This window comes from Longispora sp. NPDC051575, from assembly GCF_040681875.1.
Taxonomy (GTDB): domain Bacteria; phylum Actinomycetota; class Actinomycetes; order Mycobacteriales; family Micromonosporaceae; genus Longispora.
This window is the reverse complement of the sequence record NZ_JBFAZP010000003.1, coordinates 618,367-638,169: the sequence shown is the minus strand read 5'-3', so window position 1 is coordinate 638,169 and position 19,803 is coordinate 618,367. Positions and strand designations below refer to the sequence as shown.

16 protein-coding genes are annotated in these 19,803 nt (G+C 74.7%); 9 read left to right on the top strand and 7 right to left on the bottom strand.

All coding sequences use genetic code 11. From position 1 onward, the window contains the following. The first annotated feature begins 18 nt into the window (after window positions 1–18). Complete coding sequence (locus tag AB0M43_RS10285) at window positions 19–1,155, top strand: Clp protease N-terminal domain-containing protein (RefSeq protein ID WP_363723041.1); 1,137 nt, start codon at window positions 19–21, stop codon at window positions 1,153–1,155. A 106-nt stretch (window positions 1,156–1,261) separates the two neighbouring features. Next, window positions 1,262–3,052, top strand: coding sequence for an RICIN domain-containing protein (locus AB0M43_RS10280; RefSeq protein WP_363723039.1), 1,791 nt, complete (start codon window positions 1,262–1,264; stop codon window positions 3,050–3,052). Between the two features lie 39 nt (window positions 3,053–3,091). On the opposite strand, the gene AB0M43_RS10275 is transcribed toward AB0M43_RS10280, so the two are convergent. Then, window positions 3,092–3,559, bottom strand: coding sequence for a hypothetical protein (locus AB0M43_RS10275; protein ID WP_363723037.1), 468 nt, complete (start codon window positions 3,557–3,559; stop codon window positions 3,092–3,094). 117 nt (window positions 3,560–3,676) lie between these two features. Here AB0M43_RS10275 and AB0M43_RS10270 point away from each other — a divergent pair, with 117 nt between their 5' ends. The 3 genes from AB0M43_RS10270 to AB0M43_RS10260 all read left to right on the top strand — a co-directional run bounded on the left by AB0M43_RS10270 (window position 3,677) and on the right by AB0M43_RS10260 (window position 8,088). Next, window positions 3,677–5,239, top strand: coding sequence for a DUF885 domain-containing protein (locus AB0M43_RS10270; protein ID WP_363723035.1), 1,563 nt, complete (start codon window positions 3,677–3,679; stop codon window positions 5,237–5,239). A gap of 74 nt (window positions 5,240–5,313) precedes the next feature. Further along, window positions 5,314–7,413: a HEAT repeat domain-containing protein gene (locus AB0M43_RS10265; RefSeq protein WP_363723033.1), complete on the top strand. Its 2,100-nt coding sequence runs from the start codon at window positions 5,314–5,316 to the stop codon at window positions 7,411–7,413. A 306-nt stretch (window positions 7,414–7,719) separates the two neighbouring features. Then, window positions 7,720–8,088 (top strand): hypothetical protein, encoded by a 369-nt coding sequence (locus AB0M43_RS10260; protein ID WP_363723031.1) that lies wholly within the window; start codon window positions 7,720–7,722, stop codon window positions 8,086–8,088. A 101-nt stretch (window positions 8,089–8,189) separates the two neighbouring features. Here AB0M43_RS10260 and AB0M43_RS10255 read toward each other — a convergent pair whose 3' ends face one another. Next, a complete protein-coding gene (locus tag AB0M43_RS10255; protein ID WP_363723030.1) occupies window positions 8,190–8,447 on the bottom strand; it encodes a hypothetical protein in 258 nt (85 codons plus the stop codon). Window positions 8,448–8,573: 126 nt separating this feature from the next. Further along, window positions 8,574–9,026, bottom strand: coding sequence for an ATP-binding protein (locus AB0M43_RS10250; RefSeq protein ID WP_363723029.1), 453 nt, complete (start codon window positions 9,024–9,026; stop codon window positions 8,574–8,576). A gap of 626 nt (window positions 9,027–9,652) precedes the next feature. On the opposite strand from AB0M43_RS10250, the gene AB0M43_RS10245 reads away from it, so the two are divergent. Both AB0M43_RS10245 and AB0M43_RS10240 read left to right on the top strand, forming a co-directional pair. Further along, window positions 9,653–10,048: a VOC family protein gene (locus AB0M43_RS10245; RefSeq protein ID WP_363723027.1), complete on the top strand. Its 396-nt coding sequence runs from the start codon at window positions 9,653–9,655 to the stop codon at window positions 10,046–10,048. Between the two features lie 152 nt (window positions 10,049–10,200). After that, window positions 10,201–12,936 carry an AAA family ATPase gene (locus AB0M43_RS10240; protein WP_363723025.1) on the top strand — a complete coding sequence of 912 codons (2,736 nt, stop codon included), beginning with the start codon at window positions 10,201–10,203 and terminating at the stop codon, window positions 12,934–12,936. On the opposite strand, the gene AB0M43_RS10235 is transcribed toward AB0M43_RS10240, so the two are convergent. Beyond that, on the bottom strand, window positions 12,908–14,485 hold the full coding sequence (locus AB0M43_RS10235) for a GGDEF domain-containing protein (RefSeq protein ID WP_363723023.1): 1,578 nt from the start codon (window positions 14,483–14,485) through the stop codon (window positions 12,908–12,910). The two genes, AB0M43_RS10240 and AB0M43_RS10235, sit on opposite strands and share 29 nt — an antisense overlap. A 117-nt stretch (window positions 14,486–14,602) precedes the next feature. Further along, entirely contained in the window at window positions 14,603–15,838 is a 1,236-nt protein-coding gene (locus tag AB0M43_RS10230; protein WP_363723022.1) for a hypothetical protein, read from the bottom strand. Between the two features lie 365 nt (window positions 15,839–16,203). On the opposite strand from AB0M43_RS10230, the gene AB0M43_RS10225 reads away from it, so the two are divergent. Beyond that, window positions 16,204–18,135: a M3 family metallopeptidase gene (locus tag AB0M43_RS10225; RefSeq protein ID WP_363723020.1), complete on the top strand. Its 1,932-nt coding sequence runs from the start codon at window positions 16,204–16,206 to the stop codon at window positions 18,133–18,135. A gap of 36 nt (window positions 18,136–18,171) precedes the next feature. Here AB0M43_RS10225 and AB0M43_RS10220 read toward each other — a convergent pair whose 3' ends face one another. Together AB0M43_RS10220 and AB0M43_RS10215 are read right to left on the bottom strand one after the other, a co-directional pair. Then, window positions 18,172–18,621 (bottom strand): hypothetical protein, encoded by a 450-nt coding sequence (locus AB0M43_RS10220; RefSeq protein ID WP_363723018.1) that lies wholly within the window; start codon window positions 18,619–18,621, stop codon window positions 18,172–18,174. A 20-nt stretch (window positions 18,622–18,641) separates the two neighbouring features. Beyond that, window positions 18,642–19,004 carry a DUF2089 domain-containing protein gene (locus AB0M43_RS10215; protein ID WP_363723016.1) on the bottom strand — a complete coding sequence of 121 codons (363 nt, stop codon included), beginning with the start codon at window positions 19,002–19,004 and terminating at the stop codon, window positions 18,642–18,644. A gap of 310 nt (window positions 19,005–19,314) precedes the next feature. Here AB0M43_RS10215 and AB0M43_RS10210 point away from each other — a divergent pair, with 310 nt between their 5' ends. Beyond that, complete coding sequence (locus AB0M43_RS10210) at window positions 19,315–19,632, top strand: DUF6355 family natural product biosynthesis protein (protein ID WP_363723014.1); 318 nt, start codon at window positions 19,315–19,317, stop codon at window positions 19,630–19,632. The last annotated feature ends 171 nt before the right edge of the window (window positions 19,633–19,803 follow it).

Below are 19,803 nucleotides of genomic sequence, written 5' to 3'. Positions count from 1 at the left end.
GGACGGGACGGGGCCGGGATGGTCAGGCTGGGCGAGGAGGCTTTCGGGGCGCTGCGGCGGGCCTACCTCCGGGCGATGCGGGAGCCGCTCGTGACGGTCGGCACGGACCTGGTGCTGCTGGAGCTGCGGGGCCGCCCGGTGCTGGGCGGGGTCGGTCGGGAGGTGGCGGCGCCCGGTCCGCTGCCGGAGCCGGCCGGGTGGGCCACCGATCCGGAGCTCCACGAGGCCGCGTGGTCGGTGTACCGGGACATGGTCCGCGCCGAGGACAGCCCCTGGCCGATCGACGGACACCGGCGGCCGGTCTGGTCGGCGGAACTGGTCGAGGCCGTCGCGGTCGCCCGGGCGGTGGCGGCGGAACACGGGGTCGACCACGCCAACGAACGGCACCTCGTCCTGGGGCTGCTGACGGACACCGGCTCCCGGGCCTGCCGGCTGCTGGCGTCGGCGGGCGTGGACCGTGCGGGGTTGCTCGCGCGGATCCGCGACGACAGCCGGGGGACCCGTGCGGGCGAGCCGAGGCGGGAGGTCCACGATCGGTTCCGGGCTGCCGGGCTGCTGCTGTCCACGCACCCGAGGTGGTGGAACGGGGTCCAGCCGGCGGTGACCCGCACCGTGGCACGGCAGGCCGGCCTCAGTGCCGTGCTGTACAGCCTGGAGGGGGAGATGCTCCGACAGGCGGGCCGGACGGACAGCGCGGTCGTCATGACCGACCACGCGATCCTGGCGATCCTGGCCCTCGACGAGCAGCTCGCCGAGGTCGGCACCGGTTTCGGCGAGCGGGTCTGGAGCCTCAACCGGGCCGGGGAGGTGCTGGAACCGGCCGGGGTCACCCTCGACGCGGCCACCCCTGTGGCCGGGCGGGGCACGACGGGGCAGCTGACCGTCCCCGACGCGGAGTCGTCCCGGCTGCGCGAGTCCTGGCGGCCCGGGGACCCGCCGTGGGGTCGCGCGGTGGTGCGGGCGATGGAGCGGGCCCAGGAGGACGCCGAGCGGCGCGGCCACCGGGCCGCCGGCACGACGCATCTGCTGCTGGCCCTGGTGACGCCCGAGGTCGGAACCGCCGCCGAGCTGCTCCGGAACCTCGGCGTGGACCTCTCGGCCGTTGCCGCGCACGCCGAACGACTTCTCGGGGAGGTGCCCGCCGGCCGGCGGTGAGCCCCGAGCGTTTCGGTGATCTCCACCACTTCCACTCCGACAGTTAACTTTCCTCAGATTAACGTCCAAGCAGGACTGTCCTATCCAGAGGAAGGCAAACCATTCGATGAGTACGCGCACCGCCCTTGTCGGGCTCGCCGTGTCCGCTCTCGTCCTGTTCCCCGGAGTCGGCGCGACCGCCGCCCCGGACTCCCCGGCCGCCGGCACCGACGGCTGGTCCTCCGCTCCCTTCTTCGCCGAGCCGCTGCCGCCCGGCGCCACCCCCGTCGCCCCGCTCGCCCCCGCCGTCGCGCACGCCCAGATCGCCGCCAACCCGGTGGTCTGCGAGGGCGACGGGGTCACCGGCAAGCGGATCGAGGTGCTCTACGTCCGCGAGGCCAGCCAGCCCGACCGGTACGCGGCGGTCGTGCCCTCGTTGCAGGCCTACGCGGCCGGGGTCGACGACGCGTACAACGACAGCGCCGCGCAGACGGGTGGCAGCCGGCACGTCCGGTACGTGACCACGGCCGGCGCGGGCTGCCAGCTCACCGTCGGCAACCTCGTGGTGCCCGACGGCACGTACACGTCCGGCGCGATCCGGGACCGGGCCATCGACGCCGGCTACTACAACGCCGACCGCGACTACCTGATGTTCTCCGACAACGCCGGCACCTGCGGCGGCACCTGGGGCGACAACGACGACCAGCCGGGCCCGGCCAACGCGTTCAACAACGGCCGGCACTACTCGGAGATCGCCGTGCCGTGCTGGGGCGTCAACGCCACCGCCCACGAACTGGGCCACCAGCTGGGCGCGGTCCTGCCCGGCGCCCCGCACTACCAGGGCGGCGGGCACTGCTCCCAGGAGTGGGACCTGATGTGCTACGGCGACACCCAGTCCTTCGACTGCCCGCAGCGCGACGGCGACCGCCTGATGGACTGCGGCCACGACGACTACTACAGCACCAACCCGACCCCCGGCAGTTGGCTGGCCACGCACTGGAACGTCGCCAACAGCGCCTTCCTGATCAAGGCGAACACGCCCGACAACAACGACGGCCACGCCCAGGGCGGGAAGACCTACGTCATCACCAGCGCCGTCAACGGCGAGGCCATCGAGGTCGTGGGCGCGGGAACCGGCGGCCTGGTCGAACTCAGCCACCGGACCCGGGTCGACTCCGCGAGCCAGAAGTGGGTCCTGGGCTACGACTCCGGCCTGCAACTCGTCAACGCCAACAGCCAGCTGTGCGCCGACAGCGCCTACAGCGGGACGGCGCCGGGGACGCACATCATCCAGTACAACTGCAACGGTCAGAACGGCATGCGGTGGGCGTTCCGGCCGGTCGGCAGCGGCAAGGTCGCGATCTTCAACTATCTGACCGGGTACGCGGTCACCGACGGCGGCGCGTACCCGGCGTCCCTCGTCCAGCAGCCCTACACCGGCGCCACCAACCAGCAGTGGACCCTCAACGAGATCGCCGACCCCGGTCCGCAGCCGGCCACCAACTACTACCTGACCAGCGCTTCCAACGGGGACAGCGCGGCCGTGGTCGGCGGCTCGACCTCCTCCGGCGCGCAGGTCACCCACCTGGCCCGGCAGAACGTCGCCAGCCAGAAGTGGAAGCTCGTCGCCGTCACCGGCGGGTACTGGCGGATCGTGAACGTCAACAGCAACCTGTGCCTGCGGCCGGTCTCCGGCGGCACCACGGCCGGCGCGCTCCTCGAACAGTGGACGTGCGGCACGGCCACCAGCCAGCAGTGGACCCTGGTCCGCACCGCCGACACCCGGTACGGCCTGGTGAACCGGGCCAGCGGGCTGGCCGTGCGCGAGGTGGACAACGGCACGGCCTCGATCCTGGAGCAGCGGCCGTTCCTGGGCGGCTCCAGCGACGAGACGGTCTGGGGACTGGTGCCCGCGTGACGCCGGTGGGGCGCCCCCGGCGGGGCGCCCCACCGCAGGTCAGACCACCTGGAGGTACACGACCCGGTCGTGCAGGACCTGGCGCGTGGGCGTGAGGTAGGACGCGTCGACCAGGTACGTGCCGGGGGCGATGTCTGGGTTGATCCGCCAGGGGTTCGACTCCTGGCGGATCACGCAGTTGGAGCCGGCGGCCGTGGTGGTGTAGTTGAAGCCCAGCGCGTCGACGAAGACCGCCTGGGTGCCGGGGCGGACGCCGTTGCCGGCGAGCTGGACCCAGCTGCCCCGGGCGACGGTCAGCGTCGGCACGCCGAAGCGTTCGTCGCCCTCGTAGCCGGAGAAGTAGACCCGGCCCTGGTGGATCAGGTAGGCGTGGCCGGGCGTGTTGCAGCCGGCGGCCTGGGCGGGCGGCGCGCCGATGGTCGTGGTCACCAGGGCGGCGACGGCCAGGAGCACCGCCGCCAGGACCCTGCCGGCCCACCGGTGACGTCGGGGGGTACCTGCCATCATGAACGTCCTTTCTGGAGCGGGAAGGACATACGGGTCCATTAGAGTCCGGAGCGGTATGGAAGGACAAGGGGTCGGATTCCGTCAGCGGGGGCCGGGAAGTTGATCTAGACTGTGGCCGTGGATCTTCAGAACCTGGCCGACGAGGTGTGGGACGGCATCCTGGCCCGCGACCCGTGGGCGGCCGAACGCGCCGGCCGCGAGGTCACCGTCCTGCCCGACGGCGGCCCGGAGGCCGTGCACCGCCAGGCCGCGACCGCCCGGGCCACGCTCGCCCGCCTCGACGCGGTGCCCGTCGCGGACGCCGACCGGCTGACGGCCGCCTTCCTCCGCGACCACCTCGAACACGAGGTCGCCGAGACGGAGCGGTTCTGGTACCGGTTCCCGGTCACCGCGTACAGCGCGATGGCCCTCGCCGACCAGCGCACCAGCATGACCGGCGTCGACCTCGCCGCCCCCGAGGGGGCCGAGCGGCTCCGGGCGCTGTTCGACTCGCACGTCTGCGCGGTCGAGCAGCTCCGGGCCACCCTCGCCGGGCAGCGGGCCCGGGGCGTGCGCCTGCCCCGGTCGGCGGTCGGCCCGGCGCTGGACACGATGCGCGGCCACGCGGCCGCCGGAGCCCGCCTCCCCGTCCCCGCCGCCGCCCTCACCCGGCTCGGCGCGGCCTTCGACGCTCTGATCACGGACATCGCGGACCACGCCGCCGCCGGCCCCGCCGAGGGCGGCATGCACCACTACCCGGGCGGCGACGAGTGCTACGCCGGGCTGATCCGCCTGCACACCGGGCTGGACCTCACCGCCGAACGGATCCACGAGATCGGCCTGTCCGAGGTGGACCGGCTGACCGCCCGGATCGGCGACGAACTCGGCATCACCGACGAGGCCGCGCACCGGGCGCGGCTCAACGCCGACCCGGCGACGTTCGCGGCCGATCCGGCCGAGGTGGAGCGGCGGCTCCAGGGGCACCTGGACCGGGTGCTGCCGATGCTCGCCGGGCAGTTCGCGAAGCTGCCCGCCGCGCCGTTCCGCCTGAAGCGGCTCGACGCGTCGCTGGAGGCCGACATGACGTGGGGGTACTACGACGTGCCCGGCGCCGACGGCTGCGGGTACTACTACTACAACGGCTCCGACCTGCCCAACCGGCCCATGGTGCAGGCGGCGAGCCTGATCCTGCACGAGGCCCTGCCCGGCCACCACCTCCAGATCGGCCGCCAGTTGGAGAACGACCGCCTGCACCCGCTGCGGCGCGAGTTCACCGCGCAGCGGACATTCGCCATCGGGGGGTACTGCGAGGGCTGGGCCGAGTACGCCGCCGGCCTGGGCTACGACTGGGGGCTCTACGAGGACCCGGTGGACCGGTACGGGCGGCTGTGCTCGGAGCGGTTCCACGCGGCCCGGCTCGTCGTGGACACCGGACTCAACGCGCTGGGCTGGACGTTCGAGCGCGCCGGGGCGTACCTGCGCGGGACCGGTTTCCTGTCCGAGGTGGAGATCGGCACGGAGCTGGTCCGGTACGCGGTGGACGATCCCGGGCAGGCCCTCGGCTACCACCTGGGGCACTGGTACCTGCGGGAACTGCGCGGGACCACCGACGCGCTGACCTTCCACGAGGCGGTGCTGGACGAGGGGCCGCTGCCGTTGTGGCTGCTCGGCGAGCACCTCGGGGGCGCGCCGGTCCGCTAGCGCCGCTAGGGGCCGTGGCCGGGCGTACCCGTCGGGGCCCGGGTTTGTCGGGGGTCGGTCGTAGTCTGTGCGGCGTGACCGGAACAGACGACATCCCCTGGCCGTCCCTCGACCACGCCTACGGCAGCGCCCGCGACGTGCCCGCGATGCTGCGCGCCGCCGCCCAGCCCCGCCGGGACCGCGCGCACCGGGGGGTCCAGAACCTGCACGCCAGCGTCCTGCACCAGGGCAGCCTCTACTCGGCCACCGCCCCGGCCGTGCGGCACGTCGCCACCCTGGCCCTCGAACCCCGGGTCAAGGTCCGGGCGGCGCTGGCCGCGTTCGTCGGCACGGCCGGCGCGTCGGCCGCGATGCTCTACGACGACGAGATCGTGCTCGCGACCCGCGAAGCCGTCACCGCCGCGGCCCTCGTGCTGCTGCCCCTGTTGTCGGACCCGGATCCGGAGGTGCGCGCCTCGGCCGCGTTCGCCGTCGGCCACGGGCCGGCGGAGGCCCGCGACGCGGTGGCGGCGGCCTACGCGGCCGAGGAGCACCCGGCCACCCGCGCCTCGCTGCTGATGGCCCTCGCCCGGCTCGACCCGGACCACGGCCCCCGGGCGGTCACCGCCGCCTGCGCCGCCCCGGAGCCCCCGGCCGTCCGCGCCGCCGCCGGGTACGCGCGGGCGGTCCTCGACCTGGGCTGGGATCCGCTGGCCACCGCCGCCGTGGTCGACGCGTGGACGGAGGCCGATGGCGACGGCCCGCTGCCCGACTGGCCCTGGTCGTACCGCCCTCTCGACGACCTGACCGAGGTCCTCGGCACCCGGGCCGTGCCCGTGGCCCTCGGCCTGCTGGCCAGCCCGAACCCGGCCGCGCGGGCCGCCGGCGGGTCGATGGCCGAGGCCCTGTGCACGGCGTACCGGTCGGCCCCGCCCCTGCTCGTCCCCGCGATGGCCGCCGCGCTGGCCGACGAGGACCCCGACGTCCGGCGGCGGGCCGTGGCCGTCGTGCGCGTCTCCGGCGCCGCGCACCTGGCCGCCGACGCGCTGTACGCGGTGGCCGCCCGCCCGCCGGGTCCACCGGAGCGGGAGCCCAGTCTCGTGCCGGAGGACCCCTCCGAGGCGGCGCTGTGCCTGCTGGCCACCACCGGGCACCCGGCGCTCGGCGACCTGGTCCGGGCCGCGCTCGACCGGAACCGGATCCCGATGGAACTGCCGCGCCTGCTCGCCCGGGCGGGCCTGCCGTTCTCCGCCGACCTGCTGGCCCGGGTCCGCGCCCGGCTCACCGTGCTCGCGGGCACTCCCGACGTGCCCGCCAACGAACGGGCCGGCTGGTCCGCGCTGCTCGCGTCCTGGGGGACCGCCGGGTCCGCCGCCCTGCCGGAGATCCTCGCCGCCGGGCCCCTCGCCGGGGTGTGGGCGGCGGACGCGCTGGTCACGTTCGGCGGCCCGGAGGCGGTGGCGGCCCTGGCCGTGGCGGCGGCCGAGGCCAACCCGTACAGCAGGGTGGCGCTGGCCCGGGCGCACTGGCGGGTGAGCGGCGACCCGTCGGTGGCCCGCGCGGTCGCGGAGGACCTGTTCACCCTCGACAAGGACACGCCCGGCGCCGTCGCGCTGTGGCGGGACCTGGACGCCGGTCCGCTGCCCGCCCAGGTGCTCCGCCAGTTCGACCGCGACGCCGCACGCTGGTCCGTCGACCGCGACACCCAGGTCGCCGTCGCCCGGCACGTGTACGGGACGACGGGCGACGCCGCCCGCGTCCTGCCGACCCTGGTGGCGGTCGTGCGGGCCGGCGACCAGCCTGCGGGGCCGGCCGCGACGCTGCTCGGCGAGATCGGGGATCCGTCGGTGCTCGACGACCTGAGGGCGCTGCTCGACGACCGGTGGGCCGCCGTCGGGGCCGCCGGGGCGATCCACGCCCTGACCGGCGACCGGGCCGGCCTGATGGAGCCGCTGGTCGCCGCGGTGGCGTCCGGGTCCGGGGTCGGCTGGCGGCCCGCCCTGGAACTGCTGGTCCGGTGCGGCGCGGTGGAGGCCGTGCCGGGGCTCGCCGAGCTGGCCGACCGCGACGAGCGGGTCGTGGCCTTCGGGGTGATGCACGGCGGGGTCTGCGCCGAGGACGACGCGCTGGTCGTCGCGCTGCGAGCGGCGGTCCGGGACCTGACGGGGGTCACCGGCGGTGGGGCCGTCGACTGACCGGTGCGCGGGGGCGTCGGTTGACCGTGGAGCTGGGCGGATCGGGAGTAATGGGCGGTTATGGGCGACCGGGCGGCCCCCATCATGGCGTGTCCGAAATGGACTGGCGATACCGCGTTCGTAGTATGCGCGGCTCGCATTTCCGTGGTCCGGGCGTCCGCCGGTACCGCCGGGGGTGCAGCCCGCCGCCCGGCGTACCGCCACATTCACGGCCCATTCTCCAACATCGATGGGATGTCGGGACATCCGCTGGTCCGTAGCGTCGCTCTCGGCAACGGAAGCACCCGATCAAGGAGTTGACCAGCGATGAGAAGTGCTCTGCGCAAGGCTGCTGTGATCGCCGTCGGTATCGCCGCGCTCGCCATGACCCCCGCCCCCGCCAACGCGGCGGCGGGCGGTGACCCCGCCGGGCTCCTCGGCGGCGGTTGCACCACCCTGAGCGCCCCGGGCGGCGGCACCGCCCACGTCTGCCGGACCTGGAACGCCAACAGCAACGGCACCTACTGGGGCGAGCTGTCGGTCGACAGCGCGTCCAGCCGGGTCTACACCCAGGCGTCCCGCGACGGCTCCGTCGTGGGGGTCTCCGGGCGAGGCCAGAACGGCTACGTCCAGTACAACGGCTACAAGAAGGTCTACCAGCGCGCCTGCAACACCAGCTGCGGCGCCTGGTGGTAGCCGGGCCGGCTCACCGCGGCGGTCGCCGTCGCGTCCCCTGAGCACCGAGGCGCCGGGACCCGACGGGTTCCGGCGCCACCCTGTGCCCCGCGCGGGACGGGTCAGCCGACCCGCATCAGCCGGTAGCCCAGCGGCTCGGAGGGGTCCTCGATCGCCAGGACGTGCACGCCCCGGTCCGGCCGGACCCGGCGCAGCACGTCGCCGAGCGCCTCGTGCACGCCGGCCGGGATCAGGTGCGCGGGCCGCCCGCCGGACAGTTCCCGGACGGCGCGGCGCAGGAGCGGGTTGTCGAGCGCCCGGGCCATGCGCGCGGACGCCGCCCGGTGCGGGGCGTCGGGATCAGCCGGGTCTGTGCTCACGGGACGAGCCTAGTCAGGACCGACCGGTACCGGGGCGACGGGTTTGCCCGGGCACCCGTCCGCGACCCGGAGCGACCGGCGGGGCCGACAGCGGCCAGCGGGCGCGGGGTCCGTCCGCGACCCGGGTCAGTCGGCGGGGGAGTCCGCGAGCAGCAGGACGGCCGTCACCGTCGAGCCCTCGATCCGCAGGTGGTCGCTGAGCTGACGGATGATCCACAGTCCCCGGCCACCCTCCGCGTGCAGGGACACCAGACGGGTACCGGCGCGCGCGGGGTCGGCGATGCCCCGCCCGGGGTCTGCGACCTGGCAGAACAGCGCGGAGCCCGTGCGCCACAACCGCAGCCGGCCCGACCCGCCGCCGTGCCGGACCGCGTTGGTGGCCAACTCGCTCGCGAGGACGACCAGCCCGCCGATCCGGTCGTCGGGGAGCCCCAGCGCACCGGCGTGCGCGGCGACGGCGGCCCGCAGCACGTGCAGGCCGTCCGTGCCGAACGCCTGGTCCAGCGCCACCTCGGCCGGGCTCCACACGGAAGCGCCCGCGGACCGCCCGTCGTCCGTACCGTCCTCAGCCCCGACCATGGACCTGTCCTACCCCGGACCGGGCCGTCCCATGCGCGCCGAGCAGGGGAAACCGGCCCGGGATTCCGGTCGGGGTGCCGCGACTGTTTGACGTGCCGCGCGCCGGGGTACCTGTACGGCAGGGGGAAGGGCGCTCCGGCTGTCGCATGTCGGGGCGTGGCGGGGATGGACCGGGGTTGGTGGGTGGCCCGCACCCACGTGGCGCGCATGGAATCCGCCAGCCCCGGCGTCCGCCGCCGAGGCGTGGGGCCGCCCGGTCCCGGTGCGCCGGCGGTGGTGTCGATCACCGGATCGTTGTCGGGGCCCGCCGGCGGTTGTAGTGTTCGGGGCGTGACTGCCGGGTCGGCCTCGTGCCGTGAACAGACGGGCCATCCGGCTGCGCCGTGATCGCCCGGCGGGCCCGTGGTCCGCCCCAGCTCCACCCCAGCTCTACGTCGGGTCCGCCCCGCTCCAGGTCGACCGCCCACCGGGCCCTACCTGTCGAGCACCGTGGCGGACGACCCCGCGTAGAACGACGCGACGGCAGGCCGCGCGTCCAGCACCTCCCGCACGGGTGTCCGAGGCGTGTCCCGGGCACGAGCCGTGCGCTTCCCCCAGGTACCACATCGTCTGCTTTGGAGATCTTTTTGCCCATCCACCTCAACCACACCATCGTCGCCTCCACCGACCGGCGGGAGGCCGCCGAGTTCTTCGGCCACATCTTCGACCTGGCCGTCGGCGCGCCCGCCGGCTTCTTCATCCCGGTCCAGCTCGGCAACGGCGTTACCCTCGACTTCGCCACCATGCCCGACGGCGCCCCGGTCCCGCCCCAGCACTACGCGTTCCTGGTGTCCGAGACCGACTTCGACGGCGTGTTCGCCCGGATCCAGGCCGCCCGCGTCGACTTCTGGGCCGATCCGCGCCAGAGCGAACCCGGTCGGATCAACCACAACGACGGCGGCCGGGGCGTGTACTTCCTGGACCCCAGCGGCCACTACCTGGAGGCCATCACCCGGCCCTACGGCGGCGGGGATCCCCTGTAGACGGATGACGGGCCCCGTCCCCGGCCGGAGGCACCAACTCCGGCCGGGGACGGGGCCGCGCACCATGCGGCGGACCCGACCGGATCGGGCGCGGCGGGAGGATTTCCGGTTCCCGCTGGCCTGATCCGGCCCGTTCGGGGCAGACTCAGCCCATGGAGGACGCGCCGGAACTGCTGGGCCGCCGGGCCGCGCTCGCCCGGTGCGAGGCCGGGCTCGCCGAGACCGGGGGCGTGCTCGTCACCGGGCCGGCCGGGATCGGCAAGTCCGCGCTGCTGGCGGCCGTGGCGCGCGCCGCCGCCGACTCCGGAGCGCTGGTCCTGCGCAGCGGCTCGTCGCCGACCGAGGCCGCGCTGCCGTACCTGGCCGTGTTCGACCTGTTCTCCGCCCTCGCCGACGAGGAGACCGGGCTCCTCACGCCCCGGCTGCGCGCCGCCCTCGACGGGGCGATGCTGCGGACCGTCCCCGCCGACGGCGCGCCCCCGGAGCGGCTGGCCGTCCGGGTCGCGGTGCTGCACCTGCTGCGCGGGGCGGCGCGGCGCGGGCCGGTGCTGGTCGTCGTGGACGACGCGCAGTGGCTGGACGCGGAGAGTACGGAGGCGTTGGCGTTCGCGGCCCGCCGACTGGCCGACGCGCCGGTGCGGTTCCTGGTCGCCGAGCGGGTCGAGGAGGACGCCGAGCCGCGCTGCCAGGGCCTGGTGCCCGCACCCGGCAGGGAGGTGGCCCTCGACCGGCTGCCCGACGCGGTCCTCGCCGAGCTGTTGTCCCGGCAGTTCGACCTGGGCCCGACCAGCCGGATGTCGGCGCGGATCCGGTCCGTCAGCGCCGGCAACCCGCTGTTCGCGCTGGAACTCGGCCGGGCGCTGCGCCGGGGCCAGCCGGTCGGCGACGCCGGACCGCTGCGGGTCCCCGAACGCCTGCGCCGGCTGCTGGCCGACCGGATCGGCGCCCTCCCGGACCTCGCCCGCGCGTCCCTGCTGGTCCTCGCGGCGGCGGCCCGTCCGACCAGGGCACTGCTGCCGCCCGACGACGCCGGCCTCGCGGCCTGTGTGGACGCCGGGGTGGTCGTCGGCGGCCCCGACCTGCGCCTCAGCCACCCGCTGATCGGCGAGATCGTGTACGCCGACGCCTCCACCAGCCAGCGCCTGTCCTGCCACGCGCACCTCGCCGCCGTGCTCCCCGACCCGGTCGAGCGGGCCGGACACCTCGCGCTCGCCACCCCCGGGGCCGACGCCGCGGTGGCCGACGAGCTGGCCGCGACGGCCCGGGTGGCCCTGCTGCGCGGCGCGCCGGGCACCGCCGCCGACCTGTACCGGCTCGCCGCCGCCCGCACGCCCGAGGACCCGCACCGGGAGGCCGAGCGCCGGCTCGCGGGCGCCTGGCACGCCTTCGAGGCCGGCCGGCCCGACCTCGCCCGGGACTGCTGCGCGCACGTGCTGCGCGGCCCGAACGCCGCCGCCCGGGTCGAGGCCCGCCTGCTGCTGATCGAACTCGGCGGCCGCGACCACGCCGGGTCCGACGCGCTGCTCGACGAGGCGGAGACCGACGCGGGCGACGACCAGCACCTGCTCGCCCGGGTCGCCCTGTACCGCGCCGACCTCGCGTTCCAGCACGGCCACCTCGCCGAGAGCCTCGCCGCGCTGGACCTCGCGGAGGAGCTGACGACGGCGACCGGCGACGTGGACCTGCGGATCGAGATCCTGGCCCTGCGCGCCCCGGTGACGATGCAGTACGCGCCGCGCGACGCCGACGCGCTGCTCGCCCGGGGCGCGGCGCTCGCGGCGGGCCGGCCGCTCACCGAGTCCTCCGTGCTGCTGCGCCGGGTGTCCGTGGCGGCGCTGCTGCGCTCCGGCGAGATCGACGCGGCGGTCGACGAGGTGTCCCGGCTGCGGCTGGACGTGGAGCGCGCCGGCCGGATCAACGACCTGGCCGAGGTCATGCGGCTGTCCACGGCCGTGTACGAACGCGCCGGCCGGTGCACGGAGGCCTACGAGTCCGGCCGGCACGCCGGTCGGCTGCGGACCGAGATCGAGGCCACCCCGGGCCCGGGCCTGGTGCTGTGCGGGATGGCCGAACTCAACGGCGGCACCGCCGAGGAGGCCGCCCGGTTCGCCGACGAGGCCGTGGCCGCGTGCGAACGGCCCCAGGACACCGAATGGCTCGCCTACGCCCACGGACTGCGGGGCAGGGCGGCGGTCCTGCTCGGCCGGACGACCGACGCGGTCCGGGCCCTGAGCCGCGCGCACGGGCTGCTGCTCGGCCTCGGGTTCGTCGACCCGGCCCTGTTCCTGATCCACGCCGACCTCGCCGAGGCGCACGCCCGCAACGGCGACGTCGACAGCGCCCGCGCCGTGCTCGCCGAGGCCACCCGCCAGGTCGAGTACCTGGACCGGCGCGTCGTCGGACTGGGGCTGGTCCGGGCGGCCCGGCTCGCCGACGCCGTGGTCGGGGACGCGCACCTGGCCGCCGACCGGCTGCGGGCGGCCCTGCCGGCGGCGCACCCGTACCCGTTGGAGATCGCCCGCGCCTATCTGACCCTCGCCGACATCGAACGGCGGGCCCGCCGCCGCGCCGCGTCCCGGACGGCCCTGCGCGAGGCCGCCGACCGGTTCGCCGAGGCGGGCTGCGTGCCGTGGCGGGTGTACGCCGAGGACCAGCTCCGCCGGCTCGACGGCCCCGCCCCGACCCTGACGGCGCTCCAGCGCGGCATCGTCACCATGGTCTGCTACGGGGCCACGAACCGCGAGATCGCCGCCACCATGCACCTGTCCGTGAAGACCGTGGAGGGCAACCTCACCCAGATCTACCGCCGGCTCGACGTCCGCAACCGGGCCGAGCTCGCGCTGTGGATGCCGGGCCGGGTCACCGGTCCTTCTTCTCCTGGAGCATGACCAGGTCGGCGGCCCGGAACGCGGTGGCCAGGTCCGTGCGCGGCCCCAGTTCCGCCAGGCCCATGGTGAGGGACACCGGGGTGCCGGGCACCACACTGGACCAGTCGAAACCGGCCACGGCGGCCACCAACCGGCCCGTCACCTCCGCCGCCGCGCCCAGGCGGGTGTCGGGCAGCACCACCACGAACTCGTCCCCGCCGTACCGGGCCAGGAAGTCGCCCCGGCGCAGCAGCCGGCTCAGGATCGCGGCCACCTGGCGCAGCACCTCGTCGCCGGACAGGTGCCCGTGCACGGTGTTCACGGCCTTGAACCCGTCGAGGTCGGCCACCCCGACCGTGCCGTACGTGCCCCGCCGGGTCAGGTCGGCCACGAACCGCTCCAGGTGCCGGCGGTTCGGCAGACCGGTCAGCATGTCGGTGTGCGCCTCGTCGGAGTAGCGGGTGACGCTCTGGCGCAGCTCGTCCTGGTCCAGGCGGGCGGCGACCCCCTCGACGTACAGGCCGTGCAGCCGGGCCGTCCGGTCGCGCAGGGCGCGGTGCACGGACCTCTCGCAGGCGAGCGCGGCGGCCAGTTGCCCGTCGCGCGCGTACGCCAGCGCCTGCAACCGGCGCACCTCCGGCTCGGACACGTGCCCGTCGCGGTCCACCTCGGCGAGATGGACGAGCGCGCGCCGGGGGTCGCCCGCCGCGATGGCCAGACACGCCCGGGCCGCGAGCATGACGGCCACGTCCTCGGGGGAGGTCGCCTCGTAGCTGAACGCGTCCGCCGGCTGCCGGGGCCGGACGCCGAGCGCGGCGAGCCGGGCGGCCGAGTACACCAGATAGGGGATCTCCTGGGGTTGGGCGTCGTGCTGGCCCAGCGTCGCGTTGATCCGCAGCAGCTCGCGCACGCAGCCGGACGTGTCGCCCTGCTGGTCCAGCCACAGGGCGTACCGGACCCGGATCTCGGGGTGCGAGAACGTCGCCGCGTCCAGCCCGGCGGCCCCGGCCACCCGTTGCGCCCGGGCCAGGGCCTCCACCGCGTCACTGTGGAACCCGATGTACGAGTACGTGACGGCGAGGTCCAGCCAGGCCATCGCCGTGGCGAAGCCGTCCGGGGCGCGCTCCAGCGCCCGCGCCCCGCGCACCAGGTGGTTGACGGATCGCTCCAGGGCCCCCAACCGCTGGGCCACCCCGGCGGCGAGGGCGTGGAACTCGCCCACCATCGCCGGGTCGTCGAACCGGCCGAGCAGCGTGTGCAACGCGTCGACGGCGGCCGGGCACCGTTCGATGTCGTCGAGGTTGAGCAGCGCGCCGAGCCGTTTGAGGTGCACCAGGGTGGCCGTGTGGTCGGGCAGGGACTCCTGGAGCGCGGTGTCGGCGAGCGCCACGGCCTCGCCGGGGCGACCGGCCCGGATCAGCCGGCCGAGCTCGTCGAGGAGGGCCGCGTGGCCGTCGTCCACGTGGCCCTCGGTCGCCGGATCCTGGGCCGAGTGCTCCTGGGCCGGGTGGTCCTCGGCGGCGTGGTTCTGGCCCGTGCGGTCCCGCTCCGTGCCGGTCTCCTGCGTCACCCGCGCCCCCGAGCAGTCCGTGGTTGACACCATTGTCGGCCACCGACGGCCCGGACGAGGCCCACTTCGACGCCCCCGGCCACACCACACCGCCCGCGACACCGTGTCCCGCCAGGGTCAGGGCACCGGGTTCTCGCACGCGTCGAGCGTCGTCCGCGCGCCGTTGAGCGTCGCCCCCGCCGGCAACGTCGCCTCCACCCACCACCGCAGCGGCAGGTTGCCCCACCCCGACACCGTCCACCGCTGATCGGCCCCCACGGTCATCGGTCCCGAGTACGTCCCCGTCGAGTCCGTGAACGAGAGCCTGACCTCGGTCGGCGTCGCGCCGGTCACCGTGGCCACGACGGTGAACCGCTGCCAGTCGCCCATGCACCGCGCCGAGCTGACCGCCGCGTCCAGCGCGGCCGGGGCCTGGCTGGTCGGCGACGGGGTGGGGCTGGACCGCCGGGCGCTCGGCGTCGGGCGCGCGCTGGGCGTCGGCGTCGCGAGCCTGGCCACCTGTCGGTCCTGCTGGGGCAGGGGCGGCGGCGCGGCGACGACCGGCCTGAGCCGGGGGGTGGGCTGCCCCGGCTGCACCACCACCGCCGACACGACGAGGACCACCGTGGCGATCACGGCCCCGGCCACGCACCAGCCGACGACGCGGACGCGGCGCCGCTCGCGCTGGCGGGGGAAGCCGTGCCGGTCGAGGGTGCCGACCTGGTCGGCCAGTTCCGTGAGCAGCGCGGGCGTGGTGCTGTCCAGGGTGGCCTGCAACCTGTGCCACGCGCCGGATCCGACCTCCGGCGGCGCGAGCCGGGCGTACCGGTCGAGCAGCCCGGGCGGACCGGCCCGGGTGATCAGGGTGAGGGACCGGGCCAGCCGGGCGGCGACGACCCGCGCCGGCGCGCCGGTGACCGCCGCGATGTCGGGGACCGCCAGGCCGTGCCGCACCGACAGTTCGACCCGTTCGAGGTCGGGTCCGCGCAGCCCGACCGTGGCGGCGGCGAAGGCCCCGAGGGTGCACCGCTCGTCCCCGCCGGCCGGCAGCTCCACGGTGTCGCGGGTCGGGCCGCCCGGCTCCGGGACCCGCCGGCGCGCCACCCACCTGACCAGTGCGAACAGCCATATCCGGGTACGACCCGGGTCGCCCAACCTCGGATACAGCTCGGCGGCGACGACGAACGCGTGGTGCACGATGTCCCCGGCGGCCGCGTCGTCGAACCCGAGCGCGGCACAGTATCCGCGCAGGCCGCCGCCGTGCTCCCGGACGGCCCGTTGGACCCACCCGGGTCCGGCTTCCGGGTCGGCGCCCGCGCCGTCCACCTCACCGGGGTCGCTCGGACTCGGGCGGTCGGCAGCGGCTGCGGGCACGGCGGGCTCCTTGAGGGGAAAGAGTGCGCGACCCGGGCCGACGGGCCGGGGCCCTGGGGGGACCTCCCCAGGGCCCCGGAGTTCCGGTCAGCCGAGACGCGTCGAAGAGTACGCATGCATCCCAACTCGGTCAATACATCCTTATCTATTAATAAGCTTGCCAGCTCCACAACGGACCCAGCACGTGGCCGTTCGCCCCCGCCGCGAAGCCGGGCCCTCCGGCGGTCCGGCCAGGCCCCGGCACCGCCCACCGCCACGCGCCCGCCGCCCGCTGCCACGCCCCGTCGACCGTGCCACCGCCCCCACCGCCGCCCCCGCCCGAAAATCCCGATCGCCCCCGCCCGCCGCTGGATAGGATGCCCGACATGTCACACACCCCGACCGGTACCGCGCTGATCACCGGCACCCCCGAGCAGCTCAGGACCGCCGCCACCGAGGCCATCGCCACGGCCCGGGACACCATGGCGGCCTTCGTCGCGGGAGCTTCCACGCTGCCCGCCGAGGAGGCGCTGGAGCTCTACGACGAGGCCCGCGCCACCCTGGACGGCGTCCTGCACGCGGCGGTCCTGGTCCGGCAGGCGCACCCCGACCCGCTGATGCGCGCGGAGGCGGAGGCCACCGAACAGCTGCTCGGCCGGGCCGGCACGGAGTTCTCCCTCGACCCGGCGGTGCACGCGGCCCTGGCGGCGCTGGACGTGGCAGCCCTGGACGCCCCCGGCCGGCACCTCGTGACCCGGGCCCTGCGCGACATGGGCCTGCTGGGCGTGGACCGCGACGAGGAGACCCGGGGCCGGGTCCGGGCGCTCCAGGACCGGCTGGTCGGCCTGGGGCAGGCGTTCGGCCGCAACATCGCCGCCGACACCCGGGAGCTGAAGGTCGACCCGGCGGCGTTGGCCGGGCTGCCCGCCGACTACGTGGCCGCCCACCCGCCGGGCGCGGACGGCCTGGTCACGGTCACGACGAACTACCCTGACCTGTTCCCGTTCCTGACGTACGCCTCCGACGCCGCCGCCCGCGAGCGGTTGTGGCTGCTGAACCGGCGGCGCGGGTACCCGGCGAACGTGTCCGTGCTGGCCGACCTGCTCGCCGGCCGGCACGAGCTGGCCACCCTGCTGGGTTTCGACACCTGGGCGGACTACGTCACGGCGAACAAGATGATCGGCTCGGAGGCGGCCGCCGCCGGGTTCGTGGCCGAGGTGTCGGCGCTGGCCGGCGACCGGGCGGCCCGGGACGTGGCGACCCTGTTGGAGCGCAAGCGGGTCGACGAGCCGGCGGCGGGGGAGCTGCGCCCGTGGGACCTGGGGTACCTGACGGACCGGGTGCGTTCGGAGCGGTTCGCGTTCGACTCGCAGTCCGTGCGGCCGTACTTCGAGTACGAGCGGGTGAAGGCGGGGCTGATGGCGGTGGCCGGCCGGCTGTTCGGGATCGAGTTCCGGGCCGTGGCGGTCGAGTCCTGGCACCCGGACGTGGAGACCTTCGACGTGCTGGAGGGCGGCCGGACGATCGGCCGGATCCACCTGGACATGTTCCCGAGGGCCGACAAGTTCAGCCACGCGGCGATGTACCGGGTCGTGACGGGCAAGCGCGGCGTGCGTACCCCCGAATGCGCACTGCTCTGCAATTTTCCGCAGCCGACGGCCGAGCCGGCGCTGATGCAGCCGTCGGACGTGGTCACGTTCTTCCACGAGTTCGGGCATCTGCTGCACCACGTGTTCTGCGGCGACGTCCGGTGGGCGGCGAACTCGGGGATGGCGATCGAGCGGGACTTCATCGAGGCCCCGTCGCAGCTGCTGGAGGAGTGGGTGCGCGACCCGGCGACGCTGGCGACGTTCGCCGTGCACCACGGGACGGGCGAACCGATCGACCCGGGGACGGTCGCGCGGATGCGGGCGGCCGACGAGTTCGGCAAGGGGCTCGACGTCCGGCAGCAGATGTTCTACGCGGCCCTGAGCCTGGAACTGCACCGGGGCGCGGACGTCGACCCGGTCGCGGTGGAGCGGGCGACGGCGGCCACCCACCTGCCCTACCCCTATGTGGACGACCCGCGCATGCACCTGTCGTTCGGCCACCTCGACGGCTACTCGGCGTTCGTCTACACCTACATGTGGAGCCTGGTGATCGCGAAGGACCTGATGACCGCGTTCGACGGGAAGGATCTGCTGGACCCGGCCCGGGCCGCCCGGTACCGCGAGGCGGTGCTCGCGCCCGGGGCCAGCGCGCCGGCCGCCGACCTGGTCCGCGACCTCCTGGGCCGCGCGTTCACCTTCGACGCCTACCGGGCCTGGCTGGACGCGTGAGTGGGGCCGGCCCGAAGGGCCGGCCCCACCGCGGAATCAGCGCTCGACGAAGAACCGGACCGTGCTGTTCTTGTTGTTCTTCTCGTTCTCCACGTCGACCGTCACGTCGTCGAGGTGTTCGAGCAGCAGGTCGAGGTCCTCGGTCTTGAGGGTGGACACGTCGAACGCCGCGCCCTTCTGCCGGAGCACGTCGTTGACCGTGTCCTTGGCCCGGTCCGGCAGCATGGTGCCGAGCTTCATGCCGGCCCGCAGCAGCTGCACGGGCACCCGGAGGTTGACCCGGGTGGCGTGCTTGCCTGTCTCGTCGTCGCCCTCCGCCACGACCACGCGCAGGTATCTCGCCTTGCCGGGGGCGACCGGCGGGGCGCTCCCGATGGCCGCCGTCGCGCTGTCGTGTCCGAGGACCGCGAGCAGCTGCTCGCCCTCCTCCGCGGTGATCTGGCCGGAGGCCACCATCCGCAGCACCTGCATCCGCTCTTCGCTCATGTCCGCTCCTTCGGGGGGTGTCACTGGCGGGACCGCAGTTCCCTGAGTGCGTCGGTCACGTCGATCTCGCCGCGCTGGAGCCGCTCCAGCACTTCTGTCCGGGGCGGGGCGGGGTCGGTCTCGACGTATTCGAGGCTCTGGGCGATGCGGTTCAACCGGTTCTTGATCGTCGGGTAGCTCACCCCGAAGATCCGCTCCATCTCCTTGATGGAGCCGTGGCAGCGGACGAAGGCGGTGACGAACACCTGGTCGGCCGCCTCGAGATGCGCGAGCTGGGGCAGCTCGAACTCGCCCTCGATCACCACGCCGCGCTCCGGCAGCCGGACCCGCTCGACCACCAGCGGTTGGCCCTGCGTCAGTTGCGTCAGCTCCTGCCATTCCATGCTTCAGTTCTACCTGAAGAATCTTAAGATCACAATCCAAAAACCTTAACTTCTTTGATTGTACGGTGAAGATAGATCGTTCCTTGCCCATGAATGCCCGAATACTCCGGTATGCGCGCGGGCCGAATCCGGTGATCATGAACGGTTCGTTGATCGTTTACCGGGCGGCCATCTGGCGTAGTCGCTGCATTCCAGTACTTAAAGCATCTTAAGTGGACATGGCGGGGCGTTACTCCACAAGCAATCCGGAGCACCGCAAGAGCCATGGACCCTGTGTTGTCGACACAAAGGAGTGAACACGATGCGAGGAATGACGAAGCATGGCGCGATCCTGTCCGGCGCGGTCCTGCTGGGCGCGGCCCTGACCGCCATGGCCCCGACCGCCGCCGTGGCAGCCCCGGCCGCCGCTTCGGCCCCGGCCTCGGCGAGCATCCAGGTGTGCGGCTTCTACGAGACGCACGCCACCGCCTACTACAACCACTGCGGCGACGCCCCGATCTGGATCGTCGTCGACTACGCCTCGGGCCCGAACCAGTACCGGCAGATCTGCGGCCGGGGCGTCACCGACATCGGGGGCGCCGGCGCCGTCGACAACGCGTGGTACTCGCACCCGGCCCCCGCCTGTTAGAGCCCGTCCACCCCACCGGAGGCCCCGCCCGCGCCGTCGGGCGGGGCCGTCCGTCCACCGTGTCCCGTCATGTGGACGGACACCGTGCGTTCCGGCAGCTGGAGCCGACCGAAAGTACGGGTCGGCGGCCCGCCCCGGGGCCACGGAGGTGGCAGCATGTGGGGCGTCCCG